The sequence below is a fragment of the Salisediminibacterium beveridgei genome (assembly GCF_001721685.1).
GTDB classification, from domain to species: Bacteria; Bacillota; Bacilli; order Bacillales; family Salisediminibacteriaceae; genus Salisediminibacterium; species Salisediminibacterium beveridgei.
In genome coordinates, this window is the sequence record NZ_CP012502.1 from 68,164 (window position 1) to 84,988 (window position 16,825).

15 protein-coding genes and 1 pseudogene are annotated in these 16,825 nt (G+C 48.7%); 10 read left to right on the top strand and 6 right to left on the bottom strand.

Going from position 1 to position 16,825, the window contains the following annotated elements:
- Positions 1-57 precede the first annotated feature (57 nt).
- Positions 58-1,413 (top strand): aspartate kinase, encoded by a 1,356-nt coding sequence (locus BBEV_RS00355; RefSeq protein WP_069363641.1) that lies wholly within the window; start codon positions 58-60, stop codon positions 1,411-1,413.
- Between the two features lie 42 nt (positions 1,414-1,455).
- Here the strand turns inward: BBEV_RS00355 and BBEV_RS00360 are convergent, their stop codons facing one another.
- Together BBEV_RS00360 and metA are read right to left on the bottom strand one after the other, a co-directional pair.
- Positions 1,456-2,949, bottom strand: coding sequence for an alpha-amylase (locus tag BBEV_RS00360; RefSeq protein ID WP_069363642.1), 1,494 nt, complete (start codon positions 2,947-2,949; stop codon positions 1,456-1,458).
- 57 nt (positions 2,950-3,006) lie between these two features.
- The gene (gene metA, locus BBEV_RS00365; RefSeq protein WP_069363643.1) at positions 3,007-3,918 is read right to left on the bottom strand and encodes a homoserine O-acetyltransferase MetA; all 912 of its coding nucleotides are present in this window, start codon (positions 3,916-3,918) and stop codon (positions 3,007-3,009) included.
- Between the two features lie 159 nt (positions 3,919-4,077).
- Here metA and BBEV_RS00370 point away from each other — a divergent pair, with 159 nt between their 5' ends.
- The gene (locus tag BBEV_RS00370; protein ID WP_069363644.1) at positions 4,078-4,851 is read left to right on the top strand and encodes a Cof-type HAD-IIB family hydrolase; all 774 of its coding nucleotides are present in this window, start codon (positions 4,078-4,080) and stop codon (positions 4,849-4,851) included.
- A gap of 61 nt (positions 4,852-4,912) precedes the next feature.
- Here the strand turns inward: BBEV_RS00370 and thrB are convergent, their stop codons facing one another.
- Genes thrB through BBEV_RS00385 form a run of 3 tightly spaced genes read right to left on the bottom strand, consistent with a single transcriptional unit; the run spans position 4,913 to position 8,183 of the window.
- Positions 4,913-5,827, bottom strand: a complete 915-nt coding sequence (gene thrB, locus BBEV_RS00375; RefSeq protein WP_069363645.1) for a homoserine kinase — start codon at positions 5,825-5,827, stop codon at positions 4,913-4,915.
- Entirely contained in the window at positions 5,824-6,885 is a 1,062-nt protein-coding gene (gene thrC / locus BBEV_RS00380; protein ID WP_069363646.1) for a threonine synthase, read from the bottom strand. The genes thrB and thrC overlap by 4 nt, the downstream gene beginning before the upstream one ends.
- Positions 6,882-8,183 (bottom strand): homoserine dehydrogenase, encoded by a 1,302-nt coding sequence (locus tag BBEV_RS00385; RefSeq protein WP_069363647.1) that lies wholly within the window; start codon positions 8,181-8,183, stop codon positions 6,882-6,884. Before BBEV_RS00385 ends, thrC begins: the two co-directional genes overlap by 4 nt.
- A 272-nt stretch (positions 8,184-8,455) precedes the next feature.
- Here BBEV_RS00385 and BBEV_RS00390 point away from each other — a divergent pair, with 272 nt between their 5' ends.
- The 8 genes and pseudogenes from BBEV_RS00390 to BBEV_RS18000 all read left to right on the top strand — a co-directional run.
- Positions 8,456-9,271, top strand: coding sequence for a hypothetical protein (locus BBEV_RS00390; RefSeq protein WP_157100880.1), 816 nt, complete (start codon positions 8,456-8,458; stop codon positions 9,269-9,271).
- Complete coding sequence (locus BBEV_RS00395) at positions 9,271-9,489, top strand: HEAT repeat domain-containing protein (RefSeq protein WP_069363649.1); 219 nt, start codon at positions 9,271-9,273, stop codon at positions 9,487-9,489. Before BBEV_RS00390 ends, BBEV_RS00395 begins: the two co-directional genes overlap by 1 nt.
- 4 nt (positions 9,490-9,493) lie before the next feature.
- Positions 9,494-10,924 carry a glycosyltransferase family 2 protein gene (locus BBEV_RS00400; protein WP_407690236.1) on the top strand — a complete coding sequence of 477 codons (1,431 nt, stop codon included), beginning with the start codon at positions 9,494-9,496 and terminating at the stop codon, positions 10,922-10,924.
- A 236-nt stretch (positions 10,925-11,160) separates the two neighbouring features.
- Positions 11,161-11,517 (top strand): hypothetical protein, encoded by a 357-nt coding sequence (locus BBEV_RS00405; protein ID WP_069363651.1) that lies wholly within the window; start codon positions 11,161-11,163, stop codon positions 11,515-11,517.
- Complete coding sequence (gene yidC / locus BBEV_RS00410) at positions 11,477-12,325, top strand: membrane protein insertase YidC (RefSeq protein ID WP_069363652.1); 849 nt, start codon at positions 11,477-11,479, stop codon at positions 12,323-12,325. Before BBEV_RS00405 ends, yidC begins: the two co-directional genes overlap by 41 nt.
- Before the next feature lie 171 nt (positions 12,326-12,496).
- Positions 12,497-13,693: a class I SAM-dependent rRNA methyltransferase gene (locus BBEV_RS00415; RefSeq protein WP_069363653.1), complete on the top strand. Its 1,197-nt coding sequence runs from the start codon at positions 12,497-12,499 to the stop codon at positions 13,691-13,693.
- Positions 13,694-13,771: 78 nt separating this feature from the next.
- Positions 13,772-15,418 carry a glutamine--tRNA ligase/YqeY domain fusion protein gene (locus tag BBEV_RS00420; RefSeq protein ID WP_069366535.1) on the top strand — a complete coding sequence of 549 codons (1,647 nt, stop codon included), beginning with the start codon at positions 13,772-13,774 and terminating at the stop codon, positions 15,416-15,418.
- Between the two features lie 497 nt (positions 15,419-15,915).
- Positions 15,916-16,098 (top strand): annotated as a pseudogene (locus BBEV_RS18000) (transposase); the annotation flags it as partial.
- An 11-nt stretch (positions 16,099-16,109) separates the two neighbouring features.
- On the opposite strand, the gene BBEV_RS00425 reads toward BBEV_RS18000, so the two are convergent.
- On the bottom strand, positions 16,110-16,811 hold the full coding sequence (locus tag BBEV_RS00425; RefSeq protein ID WP_069363654.1) for an aspartate/glutamate racemase family protein: 702 nt from the start codon (positions 16,809-16,811) through the stop codon (positions 16,110-16,112).
- Positions 16,812-16,825 lie beyond the last annotated feature (14 nt).

Consider the following 16,825-nt stretch of genomic DNA (forward strand, 5'->3'; position numbering starts at 1 on the left):
AGACTGAATCAATTACGGACATTCGACTGACAACGGGATGGGAAAGGAATTATAGACATGAAAGTAGTGAAGTTTGGCGGCAGTTCTTTAGCAAGCGGGGAGCAGTTTGAAAAAGTGGGGCGAATCGTCTCCAGTGATCCGGACAGGCGGGTTGTGGTTGTTTCCGCTCCTGGAAAACGGTTTGATGAGGATATCAAGACGACGGATCTTTTGATTCGCCTAGCAGATCAGGTGATTGCAAACGAGGTATATGAAGACGCACTGCAGGATGTTGTAGCGCGCTATGCTGAAATTGTGACTTATCTTGAACTCGAAGAGGCGGTCCTGAAAGATATCGAACAGAAGCTCAGAGAACGGATCGACACATACAGGCATGATGATGACAGATTGATGGATGCCCTGAAAGCCAGTGGTGAAAACGAAAATGCCAAAGTGATGGCGGCCTATTTAACGAAAACAGGCACGCCTGCAAGTTATGTCAGCCCCGACGAAGCAGGGATGCTGGTGACCGATGAACCTGGTAACGCGCGCATTCTTCCGGAGGCCTATGGTCAATTATACCGTCTTCGGCAACGAAAAGAAGTCCTTGTGATCCCGGGGTTCTTCGGGTACTCCAAAGAAAACAACATCGTCACGTTTCCGCGGGGAGGCTCGGATATTACCGGCTCCATCGTGGCAGCCGGGTTGGAAGCTTCGATGTATGAGAATTTCACGGATGTGGATTCGGTCTACAGTGTGAATCCGAACCTCGTTGAGCATCCTCATGAGATGAAAGAAATCACCTACCGGGAGATGCGGGAACTTGCTTACTCAGGGTTTGGCGTGTTTCATGATGAAGCGCTGCTGCCTGTTGTTGAGAAAAAGGTGCCGGTTTGCATTAAAAATACGAATCATCCGGATTTACCCGGTACGATGATCGTCGCAGAACGCATCCCGGATGAAGTTCCGGTCCAGGGTATTGCCAGTGATACAGGATTCCTCAGTATTAATCTGACCAAGTATCTGATGAACCGGGAAGTAGGGTTTGGCCGGCATCTTTTGGAAATCCTCGAAGGAGAAGGTATTTCTTTTGAACACACCCCTTCCGGGATTGATAATATGTCAGTTATTCTCAGGGAAGAACAGCTGGAGAATGGGAAAGAAGAGCGGATTCTGACAAGAATTCGACAGGAGCTGAACGTGGAGGACGTCAATATTGAGCGGAACCTGGCGATGGTGATGGTCGTTGGGGAAGGGATGGCCAGAACGGTTGGTGTCGCCTCAAAAGCAACCGCCGCCCTTGCAGATGCAGGGGTCAACATCAAGATGATCAATCAGGGTTCTTCTGAGACGAGCATGATGTTCGGGGTCGATGATCAGCATGCTGACCTCGCAGTTAAAAGCCTTCATCAGGCATTCTTTCCAGATAAATAAGACAAAACGAAGCCCTCGGTATACCGACCGAGGGTTTCGTTATTATGAACGTTCTTCCACAGCTTCGATACGCCTCAGGCCGTATTTTTTCTGTGCCCAGACGGATACACTGCCACCGTTGACAGTAAACCTTCCGATGGCGTCCTCACTGACTTCGACTTCGTCTGTGCGGTTCCCTGTGACATCGATCCAGACGCTGCCGGTCAGGGTTTGATCGACCTGCATATCCTTAAAGCCTTCGTCTCCGGTCGAAATGACCACAGCACATCCGGAACCAGTCAGGTCGTCGACTCCGTGCCGGATCCAGCCGACGGTGTTGGCATGATCGAAGTAATCAGTCTGTTCACCGTAGGCCAGGTGATAGCGTGCATCCAAAAGCGGATCAAGAAGCTCCTTCTTGGCGGGAATCGGATCATCGCCGCGGATGCCAAGGTAATCGCCGAAGAAGACACAGGGAAAGCCGTCTGCTCTCAGCAGGATAAACGCATAAGCAATCGGTTTGAACCAGTCCTCAACCCATGATTCAAGCGATTCACCGGGCTGAGAATCGTGATTATCAACGAAAGTGACGGCATGAGTCGGATGAGTGGCGACAAGTGTTCCATCATAGAGTGTGCGTAAATCGAAATCCCGGCCTTCAAGCGATGCCTGATGAAACCGGTAATGCAGACCGACATCAAACAGGTGGATGGCAAAATCGGTCTGATCGAGGAATTGCTTTTTTGCTTCGATGTCCGGGTTCCAGAATTCACCGACAAAATAGAAATCATCCTCATACGCTTCTTTCATACTGTGGGCAAACCGGGAAACATATGAATAATTGATGTGCTTAATCGCATCGAGTCGAAAGCCATGACAGCCCGTAGTTTTGATGAACCATTTGCCCCAGTTGATCATTTCGTCCTGGACTTCAGGATTCCGGTAATCGATATTGGCAAACATCAGATAATCATAGTTGCCGAATTCTTCGTCAACCTGTTCATTCCACGCCTTGTTTTCTCCAAGGATCCGGTAGATGCCCGAACGGTTTTGCGCAGCATCATAGTCGGTGCCGTTAAATTGATGGTGCGTCCAGGTGAACGAAGAATAATTCCCTTTCCGCCCTGGAAATGTGAACGATGTCCAGCCTTCGATTTCAAAAGGTTCACTGATCTCATCGAGCCGGTTATCGGGGTCGACTTCGACGACCTCAAACCGTTCTGTATCATCCGCACCTGCTTTGTGGTTCAATACGACATCTGCCAGGACCTGCACATTCTCTTTACGGCAGACCGCGATCGCTTTAAGAAGTTCCTCGCGGGTTCCGTACTTGGTTCGTACAGTCCCCTTCTGGTCAAATTCACCAAGATCATAGTGATCATAAATCCCGTAGCCGTTATCCGCCTGTGTCATGCCTTTACATGCCGGCGGAATCCAGACGGTATCAATGCCGTGAATACTGAATTCATGGGCAAGTATGGCGAGGTCCTCCCAATGCTTACCGTGATTGGGGATATGCCACTCAAAAAACTGCAGCATCGTGTGATTTCGTCTCATCGGGAACCCTCCTTATTCTGCTTTAAGAAAATTTAAGTTCCCTAAAGGATGGCCGTATCAGCGCCACTCGTATGGTGTTGCTTGATAGACATAGTAATTGAGCCAGTTGGAAAACAACAGATGCGCATGCGAGCGCCAGTAGTTCAACGGCTGTTCGTCCGGATTATTGTCCGGAAAATAGTGAGCGGGGATCCGTACCGTCAATCCCCGGTCGAGATCACGCTCGTATTCCTGCTTCAATGTATCCGTTTCATACTCCAGGTGCCCGGTGGCCATAATATGGCGGCCATCTTTGGAAATCATGAGAAAAGGACCTGCTTCCGGTGAAGAGGCAAGAAGCGTCAGATCGGGGTGTTCGTTAATGGCTTCCTCGGAAACGTTCGTGTACCTCGAATGCGGTGCGATAAATTCATCATCAAAGCCCCGCAGCAGTTCGATGTTGTCACTGTTGAAAATCCGGTGGCTGAAGATGCCGGAACATTTTTCCTTCAACGGAAACTTGTCGATTTTGAAATGATAGTACAGTGCTGCCTGTGCCCCCCAGCAGATGTGCAGGGTGGACGTCACGTTATCCTCAGCCCAGTCCATGATCTTCGCCATCTCTTCCCAGTATGCAACTTCCTCGAACTGTAAGTGTTCAATCGGTGCACCGGTGATGATCAACCCATCGAACTTTTTGTGACGGATTTCATCGAATGTTTTATAGAAATTTTCCGTATGCGATTGGCTCGTATGCTTTGGCTGATACGTGGCTGTTTTTAAAAACGTGATATTGAGCTGCAGGGGGGTATTACCGAGCAGTCTTAAAATATGGCCTTCCGTTGCCTGTTTGTCCGGCATCAGATTAAGAATAATAATATTCAGCGGACGTATGTCCTGAGTGGTCGCCCGTTCATCGTCCATGATGAAAATATTTTCTTTTTCGAGCAGGGCTCTTGCAGGAAGGTCTTTCGGTATATTTACCGGCATGGGAATCACCTCGTTGTCTTGTTGATGTGAGAATTTTCGCTAAATTTAATTATAACAGTTACAATGAAAACTACAATCCTAAAGGTGTGAATTGATTTGCATGAACTGCCGGTTTGTGAGAGAATTCACTATGAATAGCGTAGAGAAAGGAAGACAATGATGAAAAATAAAGCTGTATTTTTTGATATTGATGGCACATTGCTCAATCATGATAAGCTGTTACCCGCTTCGACAAAAGAGGCGATTGCGACGTTGAAAGCGGCTGGTCATTTTGTCGGTATCGCAACGGGTCGCGCACCATTCATGTTTGAAGAACTGCGCCAGGAGCTGGAGATTGATACGTTTGTGAGCTTCAATGGTCAGTATGTGGTGCATAAAGAGGAGCCGGTTTTGCGGAATGCATTGGCACCGGAAGCCGTGAAGGAACTGGTCGATTTTGCAAAAGAAAAAGATCATCCCCTTGTTTTTATGGACCACACAGGCATGCGTGCGAATGATACAGAGCACGCCTATATTTACGAGGCGATCGGCTCATTGAAGTTTGATTATCCGCCGTTTGATCCGGATTATTATCAGAACCGGGCGTTGTATCAGACGCTTTTGTTCTGTAAAGATGGGGAAGAAGCGCCTTATCAAGCACGCTTTGATGCGTTCGACTTCATCCGCTGGCACGAGAAATCCACCGATATCCTGCCGGCAAAAGGATCCAAGGCAAAAGGGATCGAGGCCCTGATTACCAAATTGAACCTGAATCCGGATGATGTCTATGTCTTTGGCGATGGCCCGAATGATGTGGAGATGATCGCGTCTTCGAAACACGGCATCGCGATGGGCAACAGTGTACCACAGACCAAAGCTGTGGCGGATTTTGTGACCAAGGATGTCAACGATGACGGTGTCGTGCACGGATTGAAACACGTTGGATTGTTATAATCAGAATCACTGTATTTTCAAGTGACAAATCCCCTCCTGGAGTTGGCCAGGAGGGGATTTGTCATTCCGTTGTGAGTTTGTGTTTGACGGTGACGCCGTGCGGATCCGGTTGAAGACATTCGATCGTGGATTCTGGAAAAGCCCGCTGTATCCTCGATTTCATTTCTTCGCCGGTGCCCTGAGGCGTGAAGAATAAAATAATCGGTCCTGCGCCGCTTAATGTCGCACCGTAGACAGGGAGTTGATCTGCGATCTCCTCTGCTTGTTTCCATTCGGGGATATTCAGATAACGATAAGGACGGTGGAAACGGTCCTTTTTCATCATCCGTCCTGCGAGTGTCCAGTCGTTTCGCATCATGGCAGCCACCTGGACATTACTGATACTGCTCGCTTTTACCGCTTCAGCATAATTCAAGGTTTCAGGCAGTGCGTCCCTGGATTTGGAAGTGCTCACAGGGTAATCAGGGATCAGTGCCACTAAATCGATGGCGGGGATCCCGGCCCGGACAATCTCGGTACCTTCCTCGTCATGGTGCCCGACAACCAACCCGCCGTAAATGGAAGGGGCAACATTATCCGGATGTCCTTCATAAAGCGTGGCCCACTGCACTTTTTCCTCATCGGTCAGGTGCAGATGTAATAATTGATTCGTCAGCTCAATCCCGGCAACAATTGCTGTTGCGCTGCTTCCAAAACCGCGTGCGAGAGGAATATTGCTCACCATGCCGATATGAACCGGTGGCAGGGGTTCGTTCCATTTGTCAGCCAGCCACTTGGCAATTTCGATGATGAAATTGCTCTCATCTGTTGGAATTCCTTCGAGATCGCCGGCAATCAGTTCAACTTCCCACACCTCGGACGGGGTAATGGTCAAGGAGAGATGCCGGTTCAAAGCCATGCCGACAGAATCGAACCCAGGTCCTAAATTTGCGGTGCTTGCGGGTACGATGATGTCAAAGGAATCAAAGCGGCTCATGCGTTCACACGTCCAAGCAAGTGTTCAAATACGACCTTCTCATCATTTGGCAGGACGGTCGGTTGAACCGGAGCGGTATCAATGGCGGTATTCGGATCTTTCAGACCGTTTCCTGTCAGGACACAGACGACTCTTGATCCTTTTTTGATTTCACCGGTCTTGAGCTGTTTGATGAGGCCGGCAATGGAAGCGGCGGAAGCCGGTTCTGCAAAGACCCCTTCTTCACGGGCAATCAGCTTATAGGCCTCAACGATTTCATCATCGGTGACGTAATCGATTTTCCCGTTGGACTCTCTTGCAGCGGTTACTGCGTAGTCCCAGCTGGCGGGATTCCCGATGCGGATCGCTGTGGCGAGGGTTTCCGGCTGATCGATGATCTTATTCATGGCAATCGATGCCGAGCCTTCTGCTTCGAAGCCACGCATTTCGGGCAGTCCGGTTCCTTTTGCTTCATGGTACTCCTTGAAGCCTTTCCAGTATGCAGTGATGTTTCCGGCATTCCCGACAGGGATGGACAGGACATCCGGAGCAGAACCGAGGACGTCGACGATTTCAAACGCTGCCGTTTTCTGGCCTTCAATGCGAAACGGGTTGACGGAGTTAACGAGCGTGATCGGTGACTGATCTTCGAGGTTACGCACCATCTGCAGCGCCTGATCGAAGTTTCCTTCGATACTGACAATTTCACCGCCGTAGACGACAGCCTGTGCCAGCTTACCCATCGCAATTTTGCCGTCGGGGATCACGATAAAGCAGCGCATTCTCGCCTGTGCTGCATACGCGGCAGCTGCAGCAGACGTATTTCCTGTTGAGGCACACATAATCGCCTCACTTCCCGCTTCCTTGGCTTTTGCTACCGCCATGACCATCCCCCGGTCTTTAAAAGAACCAGTCGGATTGGCACCGTCATACTTTACGTAGAGCTCCACACCGAATTTCTCGGACAGGTGCTTCATCGGAAGAAGGGGGGTATTCCCCTCCTGAAGGGAAAGCAGGGGGGTGTGCTCATTGACTGGCAAATACTGCCGGTATTCTTCAAGTAATCCTCGCCACATCATCGTTTCATGACTCCTTCCACACGGTAGGTGCTTTTCACTTCGACCACCGCATCCATTTCATCTAATTTTTTGAGTACGTCTTTATAATTTTTCCGGGACACACCGTGTGTTACGACAATGATTTCAGCGAGCCGGCCTTCGTTCAACGGGACCTGAAGAATCTTTTCAAGGCTGATGTCGCAGGTCCCGAAAACGTCCGTCAGGTTGCCGAAGGTTCCAGGCTGATCCTTGGCATGAATGCGCACGAAATACTTGGAGAAGATCTCCTCATCTGTTTTCAGTTTCTTATCGAACTGCGGAATCACAAGGCTCTTGCCGTTTACACCGAGACGCTTATTGCGAAGCACGGCGACGAGGTCCGAGACAATCGAAGTGGCGGTTGGGAATTTCCCCGCGCCCGGACCATAATACATCGTTTCTCCGACCGCTTCCCCGTAAACATACACGGCGTTAAACTCATCGTCCACTGAAGCGAGAGGGTGTTCGTTTGGAATCAGCGTCGGTTCGACACTCACTTCGACCTTATCCTCACAGCGGTTCGCGAGGCCGATCAGTTTCATGGTATAGCCGAGTTGCTCTGCGTATTGAATATCTTCTGAGGTGATGCCCGTCATCCCGGTGACAGATACGTCAGAAAGGTCGAGGTTCATGGAAAATCCGAGGGTACCCAGTATTGAGATCTTCCGTGCAGCATCGATGCCTTCCACATCGGAAGTGGGATCTGCCTCTGCATAACCGAGGGCTTTTGCTTCTTGCAACACTTCATCATACAAACGGCCTTCTTTGGTCATTTTTGTGAGGATATAGTTGGTCGTTCCGTTGACGATGCCCATCATTTTCGTGATCCGGTCTGAGGCAAGGCCTTCCACCAGTGTGCGAAGAATCGGGATCCCACCGGCAACACTCGCCTCGTAATAGAGGTCCGTACCGGTTTTGTTCGCCAGCGTCAACAGTTCCGAGCCGTGCTCAGCCATGACGTCTTTATTGGCGGTGACCACATGCTTTCCCTGTTCGAGGGCTTTTCTGATGTATTTTCGGGCGTCTCCGGTGCCCCCCATCACCTCGATGACCACATCGATCTCTGGGTCTTCGAGTATATCATCTGCATTCAGGGTCAGCATGCCTTCTTCGACATGGATCCCCCGGTCTTTATCCAAATCATTCACCAGGATCCGGCTGATTTCAATGGGGCAGCCTACCTGATGGACGAGCTTATCCTGGTGATCGCGAACGATCTGCAGGACCCCGGTTCCGACTGTTCCGAATCCAAGTAAACCAATCATCATTTTTTCACTCATTGCTTACACTCCCTACGTCTTTAATTCGTGTACACTTGTCATCATATAATGGACATTATAGAGAGGTTTTGTCACAATCTCAACCGTTTTCCCGAAAAAGTCGGAATACTTTGAAGCCTTGTGCAGCAAGAATTCAAAAGGTATACGCTTACATTTGAGGAGGGGTTATTCATTTGATTCTTTAATTCACAAATTTGACACAAAAAAGATAAATGTTATATAGTGATATTAATCTTTATATTAAAAATATCACTAAATGAGGTGGGAAAATGGTGGCTGTGGCTTTATGGACCATTGGCGGGTTGTTCGTTGTTCAGGTGCTGCTTTTGGTGTTTATGATGATCAAAAAACACCGGGAGCTGACATTAATAGAGCGATTAAAGGTATTGGACGAAAAACTCACCGTGGAGTTTGAAGACTATATTCAAGGAAAAAAACCGCTTCACCCCCGTTTTCCTGAGAAAAATAATCTGAAGGTTCAATTGATGGAGGCCATATTGGAACGCAGTCTTGAAGATGCGGATGATTTACAGACAGCGCGGATCAGAGAGTTGGCAGAAGGAAGTCTCACGAAAGAATACAGGAGGCGTCTGAAACGTGGCGGCTGGGCGAATCGGATCAATGCATTGTACTTTATCGAAGACTTTAAGATGAACAACCTCGTGGATGAAGTATACAGCACCGTGGTAAAAAGCCAAGATCGCGGGGATGAAGAGTTCAGGCAGGGCTTGAGGACGATGGCTGCTTTGCAGGATCGCAGAGTGTTTGAATTAATCGAAGCGAACGATTATTTGCCTGTTTCGCTTTTCAAAGAAATATTCCAGCGGTTGAATCAGAATGCGGTCGATTATTGGTTTTCGAAGTATAAGAGTCATGAAGCGGTACCTGAACATCTGCTTGGACCGTTTATCAGCCACTGCGGTGATGTGAGAGCGAAACCATATCAGAAACGGATTGAGGAGTGTCTCACGGATCCCCGTGACGAAATCCGCATCAAGACACTGAAGGCGATGAGCAGGTACAGAGAAGTATTGAATGAATCACACATCGAATCCTTTTTACCTCAGATTTGTGGGAAGAGCGGTTGATGGTCGCTAAATTGACCGGGAACGCTGCTTTGGATGAGTATCAAATTCAGTTGAAAACACTGATGTCCGACCCGAAGTGGTGGGTCCGTTTTGCGGCAGCCAATGCTCTGAAACAACTTGAGGGTGGGGAAGGGATGCTCCGTAAAATTGCGGATTCCGGTAATGATCCATTCGCTAAAGATATGGCAGGGTATACACTGACAACAAATGGGGGGTAACATCGTGAATTCCGACTGGATCGTAACCATACTTGAAACCATGGCTTGGATTATCGTCATTTATATGCTGTTTGTCGTCGTGCTGTACCTGGTGTTATTCCTTATCGCCACACCGAAAGTGCGTCGCGAACAGAAATTGAACAGAAAGGAACAAATTGAAGAAATGACGGTAAATCAGGATACGTACCCGATATCTGTCCTTGTACCGGCATTTAATGAAGAGGTAGGGATTGTACCGTCTGTCCAGTCGCTGATGACACTGAATTATCCTGAGTATGAGGTCATTGTGATCAATGATGGTTCAGAAGATGAGACATCAGAACGGATGAAAGAAGCTTTTCAGATGAAACCGATCATCCTGGCTACCCGCAAGCACTTTGAAACAGAAGCGGTCGTTGCTGCCTATCAGTCAACCATTCATGGACAGTTGTTCATGATTGAGAAAGAGAATGGGGGTAAAGGAGATTCCTTGAATGCGGGGATCAATTTTTCCACCTATCCTTATTTTGCTTCTATCGATGCGGATTCGATTCTCGAAAAGGATGCACTCTTAAAAACAATCAAACCGATCATTGATTCCGGCGGTCAAGTCACGGCGACCGGTGGAACCGTCCGAATTGCGAACGGTTGTCAGATGGAGCAAAGTGAAATCAAGAAAATCAGTTTACCGAAAAACCCGTTGGAAGTCATGCAGATCATTGAATATTTCCGTGGTTTTCTCATCGGACGTCTTGGCTTCAGTCGCACGAATATGCTGTTGATCGTCTCTGGCGCTTTCGGGGTTTTTGAAAAAAGGCAGGTTGTAAAAGTAGGAGGCTATGACAAAAAAACGGTAGGCGAAGACATGGAGCTGATTGTCCGGATACACCGCTCAATCAAAGATGAAAAATCAGATCAGCGGATCGAGTACATTCAGGACCCGGTCTGCTGGACGGAAGCACCGAGTACCTTTCAATCATTGAAGGCCCAGCGGATCCGCTGGCAGAGAGGATTGGCGGAAACCGTCTGGCGCCACAAAGGAATGATGTTTAATCCGAAATACAAACGGGTCGGGCTCTTTTCACTCCCTTATTATACGTTTGTGGAGCTGCTCAGCTCTGTGGCTGAGTTCCTCGGGTATTTCATCATTATCCTCGGTCTGGTCTTTGCGTTTATTGACCCGGCGATTGCGGCTGTTATGTTTGCCGTCACCATTCTGTATGCGTCACTGTTGTCGTCGCTCTCCGTTATGCTCGAAGAATGGACCTACCATAAATATCAGGACATCAGGAGTTTACCGATTCTCTTTCTCTACGCACTTACGGAAGGTTTCTGGTACCGTCCTTTGATGGTATCGTTTCGAATCGTCGGCCTTTTCAGTGCCTTCAGAAGAAAGCGTGACTGGGGCAACATGGAACGAAAAGGAATCGAACAATCCGAGAAGAGAGCCGTATAAATGAATGTGTCTCCAAAAAACGAACCTCGTCTGCTTAGACAAGGTTCGTTTTTTGGAGCGATTAATCAATCTGTTCCAACAACGCCTGACAGAAAAAGTAAAACAATTTGTTTTCCCTGATCATATGCAGCGTTTTATGAAACCTTTGTGAACAGCGTGCCGTAAACAGGGAAGTACCTTGACCGGAGACTTTTCAAGGCGCATAATCATTTTAGTTTGAAAGGAGGTGAATCGGTATGATGATGGAAGTGTATCAGGATTTATGGCAGGTGCTGATGATCGCAGGGCTGATCATGTCGGTAACATCGGCGCATGCAGGCATCCTGTTTTTGCGGCATGGGCATCGGAAAGATATGCAGCTCATGCAGCATAGAGCAGCGGGCTGTCACACAAAGCCGCAGCTGTTAATCGGTTCAGGTGCCACGTTAGACACCTGGCAGACCCGCCTGGTGTCTATGATCCAGCGGAAGATCGCTCCGGATGACGATGATGAAGCCCACCACAGCTCTTTTTTTCACAGCCAATCTGAGATGAAAAAAGGAGCCGGTAAATATGGAACTTGTCATCAACCGATTCACCCGACCAATCAATAAATCCGTCCTCATCCTGCTGATGGGTATCACCTTGATTGCACTACTCAGCGGCTGCAACCAGACTGCGATGATGGACCCGATTGATGCGGAGACGACGGGATTATTTAATCATTACGTGATCTATCCCTTCTCATTTATGCTGACATTCTTTGCTGACCTCTTCGGTGGTAACTACGGTTGGTCGATCGTGATGATGACCGTACTGATCCGCACTGCATTGATGCCGCTGATGCTGAAGCAGCAAAAGACCCAGCTGAATACGAAAGAGAAAATGATTTATCTGCAGCCGGAATTGACTGCACTGAATGAAAAATATAAAGAAAAAAAAGAACAGGAAGACAAACAGGCGATGCAAAAGGAAATGATGGCAATCTATTCAAAGCATCAGTTCAATCCTCTGACCTCGGTAGGCTGCCTGCCGATGCTGATTCAGTTGCCGATATTGATCGGTTTTTACCAGGCAATTATGCGAACGCCTGAGATTGCCGAGCACCAGTTTCTCTGGTTCAGTCTGGGCGAAACGGATTTGATCTTGCCCCTGGTGGCAGCGCTCGTTTATTTTCTCCAGTTCCGCCTGTCCATGTTCGGAATGGAAGAGAAACAACAGAAACAAATGGCGATGTTCGGTTATATCACACCGGTGATGATGGGCGGTTTTTCCTTCGTCGTCTCTGCCGCCCTGCCGCTGTACTGGACTGTCGGTGGACTGTTCCTGATTGTGCAGACCCTGACCTTCAAGTGGCTTTTCCGGGAACGAAACGCGAAACTGCGCACCTTGGCTGAAGAACAGGCAGCCAACCCGTCGTAAAACTTTTACAATGAAGCACCCTGCCACCTTTTCCGAGAGAAAAGGCAAAGCGGGGTGTTTTCTTTATACTTTGGCTATTGGCTAATGAAAAACCGCGTTTTCTTTAGGTTTCTTTTCCATTCAAAACGGGGTATGATGGGATGCGGAAGGTATGATGAACGGAGGAATAGAATGAAAGATGTAAAAGTAAAGATCCAGCAAGGGGAAGTCAAACGCTACAAGGAAGGCTTTCCGCTGATCACAAGGGACGCTTTGGTGAATCCTGAAGTGTTAGCCGAGGAAGGACAGCTCCTTGAAGTCACCGATGAATGGGGCCAGTTTATTGGTAACGGGTATTACGGTGAACAAAACAAAGGCGTTGGCTGGATTGTCACCAGGCAAGCGGCCGATAAAATCAATCAGCAGCTGATTGACCGGCTCGTTTTAAAAGCGGTCGGCATCAGACAGGCGTATTATGAGGACACGGCAATGGACGCTTTTCGCGTATTCAACGGCGAAGGCGACGGTTTTGGCGGGGTCATCATTGATTACTACAAGCAGTATTATGTGATTCATTTTTACAGTGAAGGCGCCTACCGCTTCAAAGAGCAGTTTGTGGACAGCCTTTTGCGAAACACGGACGTCATCGGCATTTATGAAAAGAAACGTTTTGCAAAAGAAGGCCAGTATGTGGAAGATGACGATTTCGTCACCGGCGAAGAAGCCCCGTCACCTCTGATCGTAAACGAGAACAATGTGAATATTGCCGTTTACTTGAATGACGGTGCGATGGTCGGCTTTTTCCATGATCAAAGAGAAGTGAGAAAGTCGATCCTCGAGAAGTATGCCAAGGGCAGGACCGTGTTGAATACCTTCTCGTACACGGGCGTTTTCTCCGTATTTGCAGCTGTTGGCGGATCGTTGAAGACGACGAGTGTCGACGCAGCAAACCGGAGCAAGGAAAAAACGGCCGAACAGTTCGCCATGAACCAGCTGGATCACCAGGACCATGACATCATCGTCGACGACGCATTTCAATTTTTGAAGCGTACCCAGCGAAGGGACCGGACGTTTGGTCTCGTCATTCTAGATCCGCCGAGCTTTGCACGCACAAAGAAGACAACCTTCAGTGCCAAAAAGGATTATGCGAAGCTGCTCGTCGATGCCATTCACGTGACTGAGGACAACGGGATTATCGTCGCAGCCCTGAACCATGCAGGTGTCGCCCCCCAGCGCTTCAGAAAAACCGTCGGGGAAGCCTTTCAGAACGCAGGCGTGCCGTTTCGGGTCCTCGAGAGCTTCGGCTTGCCAGGGGATTTCAAAACGGACGAGGCGTTTAAAGAGGGGAAATACTTGAAAGTACTGGTACTGCAGCGAAAAGACAGCTGACCGACCGGGACGTGAAATTTCCTGAGTAATATGGTATAAAAAAGGATAGACTTCAAGGAAGAGAGGGTGATCAATCCGATGAGTGATGTGAACAGTTCATCGAATTTCATTAAGCATATCGTCAAAAAAGATCTCGCAGAAGGCACTTACAATCATGTGGTGACACGCTTTCCACCGGAGCCGAACGGGTATCTGCATATCGGTCACGCCAAATCCATTGTGCTGAATTTTGAACTGGCGGATGAGTTTGATGGAACGACGAATCTCCGTTTTGACGACACGAATCCGCTTAAGGAAGACCAGGAGTACATTGATGCGATTAAAGAAGATATCGCTTGGCTTGGGTATGAGTGGGAAAACCTTTGCTATGCATCAAACTACTTTGAGGAGATGTACGAGCAGGCAAAGAAACTGATTCGTCAGGACGACGCGTATGTGGATGATCTGAACCAGGATGAAATCCGTAACATGCGCGGGACGTTCGAAGAACCCGGTCAGGAAAGTCCGCACCGGAACCGTTCCGTGGAAGAAAATCTGAAGCTGTTTGAAGAAATGAAAGACGGGAAATACGGCAACGGGGAGAAAGTGCTCCGTGCGAAGATTGATATGGCGTCACCAAATATCAATATGCGTGATCCGGTGATGTACCGGATTTCCCATGCGACCCACCACCATACGGGAGACACATGGTGCATCTATCCAATGTATACGTACGCGCATCCGATGGAAGACGTGATTGAAGGAGTGACACACTCCATCTGCACGTTGGAGTTTCAGGATCAGCGACCGTTTTATGACTGGGTTGTGGCACATGCGGACCATCCGGCCAAGCCAAAGCAGATTGAGTTTGCCCGTCTGAATTTAACGAACACGGTCATGAGTAAGCGTAAACTCAAGCAGCTCGTGGATGAGAGCTATGTGGATGGGTGGGATGACCCGCGGATGCCGACGATTTCCGGTTTGCGCCGCCGCGGCTTCACACCGGAATCCATCAAACAGTTCTGTCGTGAAATTGGGGTGGCAAAAGCAGATAATCTCGTCGATTTCCGGATGCTCGAACATTTCGTCCGCGAAGACCTGAAAATGGATGCGCCACGAACGATGTCGGTGTTGAAACCGCTGAAAGTGGTCATTACCAACTACCCTGAAGGTCAAGTGGAATGGCTGGATGCGGACGTCAATCCGGAAAACCCCGAGATGGGGACCCGGAAAATCCCGTTCTCCCGCGAGATTTACATCGAGCAGGAAGACTTTATGGAAGATCCGCCGAAGAAATATTTCCGCCTCTTCCCGGGCAATGAAGTCCGCTTGAAGCACGCCTATTTCATCAAGTGCAACGACTTTGTAAAAGACGACGACGGCAATGTCGTGGAACTGCACTGCACCTACGATCCGGAAACGAAAAGCGGATCCGGCTTTGAGGGGCGAAAAGTGAAGGGAACCCTACACTTTGTGGAAGCAACGAAGGCCGTACCGGCAGAATTCCGTCTGTACGACTCCTTGATCGATGACGAGAAAAGCGGCGACGATTTCCTCGAAGCCGTGAATCCGGACTCACTTGAAGTGACGCACGGTTTTGTCGAGGAAAATATGAAGCATGTCTTTTCGCAGGACAAGTTCCAGTTCTTCCGCCACGGCTATTTCAATGTGGATTCAAAGGACTCCAGGAAAGATCATCTCGTTTTCAACCGCATCGTCAGCCTGAAAAGTTCATTTAAACTGTGATTGATAAACCAGAAAGAGGCTAGGAGAAAATCCAGTAAATAAAAAGGCCCACACCAAACGGTGTGGGTTTTCTGTATAGAAGGGTTGATGGTGCAAAAATACAATCGCTTGCCGCGGGCAAGGCTTCTGCTCCTGTGCAGTGCTCGTCGCATGAAGATCTCAGCTAACCGTCGGAAAACCACCGCCGGTGGATCTTCAGCTCTTGCTTTTCCACCTGAAGGTACCTGGGTGACATCAGTTATTACCTCACTGTATCTACATTCGCCGCAGGCGTCTCATGTATTTTTGACAATCAACTGCATTGAAAGACCGTCAGGTCCTGATTTTTACATAAAAAAGGATACCTCCGGATTAAGTTAGAACGACCAAGTCATAACAAAACCGGAGGTATCCTTATGTTTATTGATTATAACATGAATCCGTTCGTTTTGCCGATGGATTGATCGCTTCAATTACAAAAAAATGATGTCGCTTATGCAGCTCTTTATAAGAGTCAGGGTCGCCCTCCTTATCATCCGATAATGATGATGAAGGTGATTCTGTGTGCGTATACTCAATCGACTTTTTCAGGACGGAAAATTGAAGCCTTATTGCAGGACAGGATTCGAATGATGTGGCTGGCACAAGGACACGCGCCGACCTACCGGACGATCAGTCGATTCAGAGTAAAGCCCGACGTCATTTCTTTCGGTCAATGGTTGTTCTCATCAAGTGCAAATGCCACGGCGGCTTTTGCGTGGATGTCACTGGTGTTGAATACCGGTACGTTCGCATCGTCGTCTCCAATGAGGAGGGGAATTTCCGTACAGCCGAGCACGATTCCTTGTGCACCGTCATCGACGAGCTGATCGATGATTTGAAGAAACGAGTGTTTCGTGTCCGGATTCAATGTTCCAAGGCAGAGTTCTTTGAAAACAGCCTGGTGGATATACGCACGGTCTGCGTCACCGGGAATCATGACCTCAATGCCCACCTCTTCAAATTTCTCCCTGTAAAAGGCGTATTCCATCGTAAAGCGTGTGCCAAGCAGGGCGATCCTCTTCATTCCCTTGGCTTTCACGGCTTGCGCCGTGGCTTCACCGATATGAATGAACGGCACCTCGAGATCTTCTGTAATCCGGTCTGCCGCAGCGTGCATCGTATTAGTGGCGAGGACAATCACTTCTGCACCAGCTGTTTCAAGGCGTTTTGCTTCTTCATGCAGCGCATCACCTATAGCAGCCCAGTTCCCGTTCTCCTGCAGTCTGGCGTAGGGTTCGAAGTCCACGCTAGACAGCAGAATCGGCAGGGAATGGAGGCCTCCGCGATGATCACGGACCAACCGGTTCATCGTTTCATAATACAAGGTGGATGATTCAAAGCTCATGCCGCCGATGATCCCTACGGTTTTCATACACTGATCGCCCC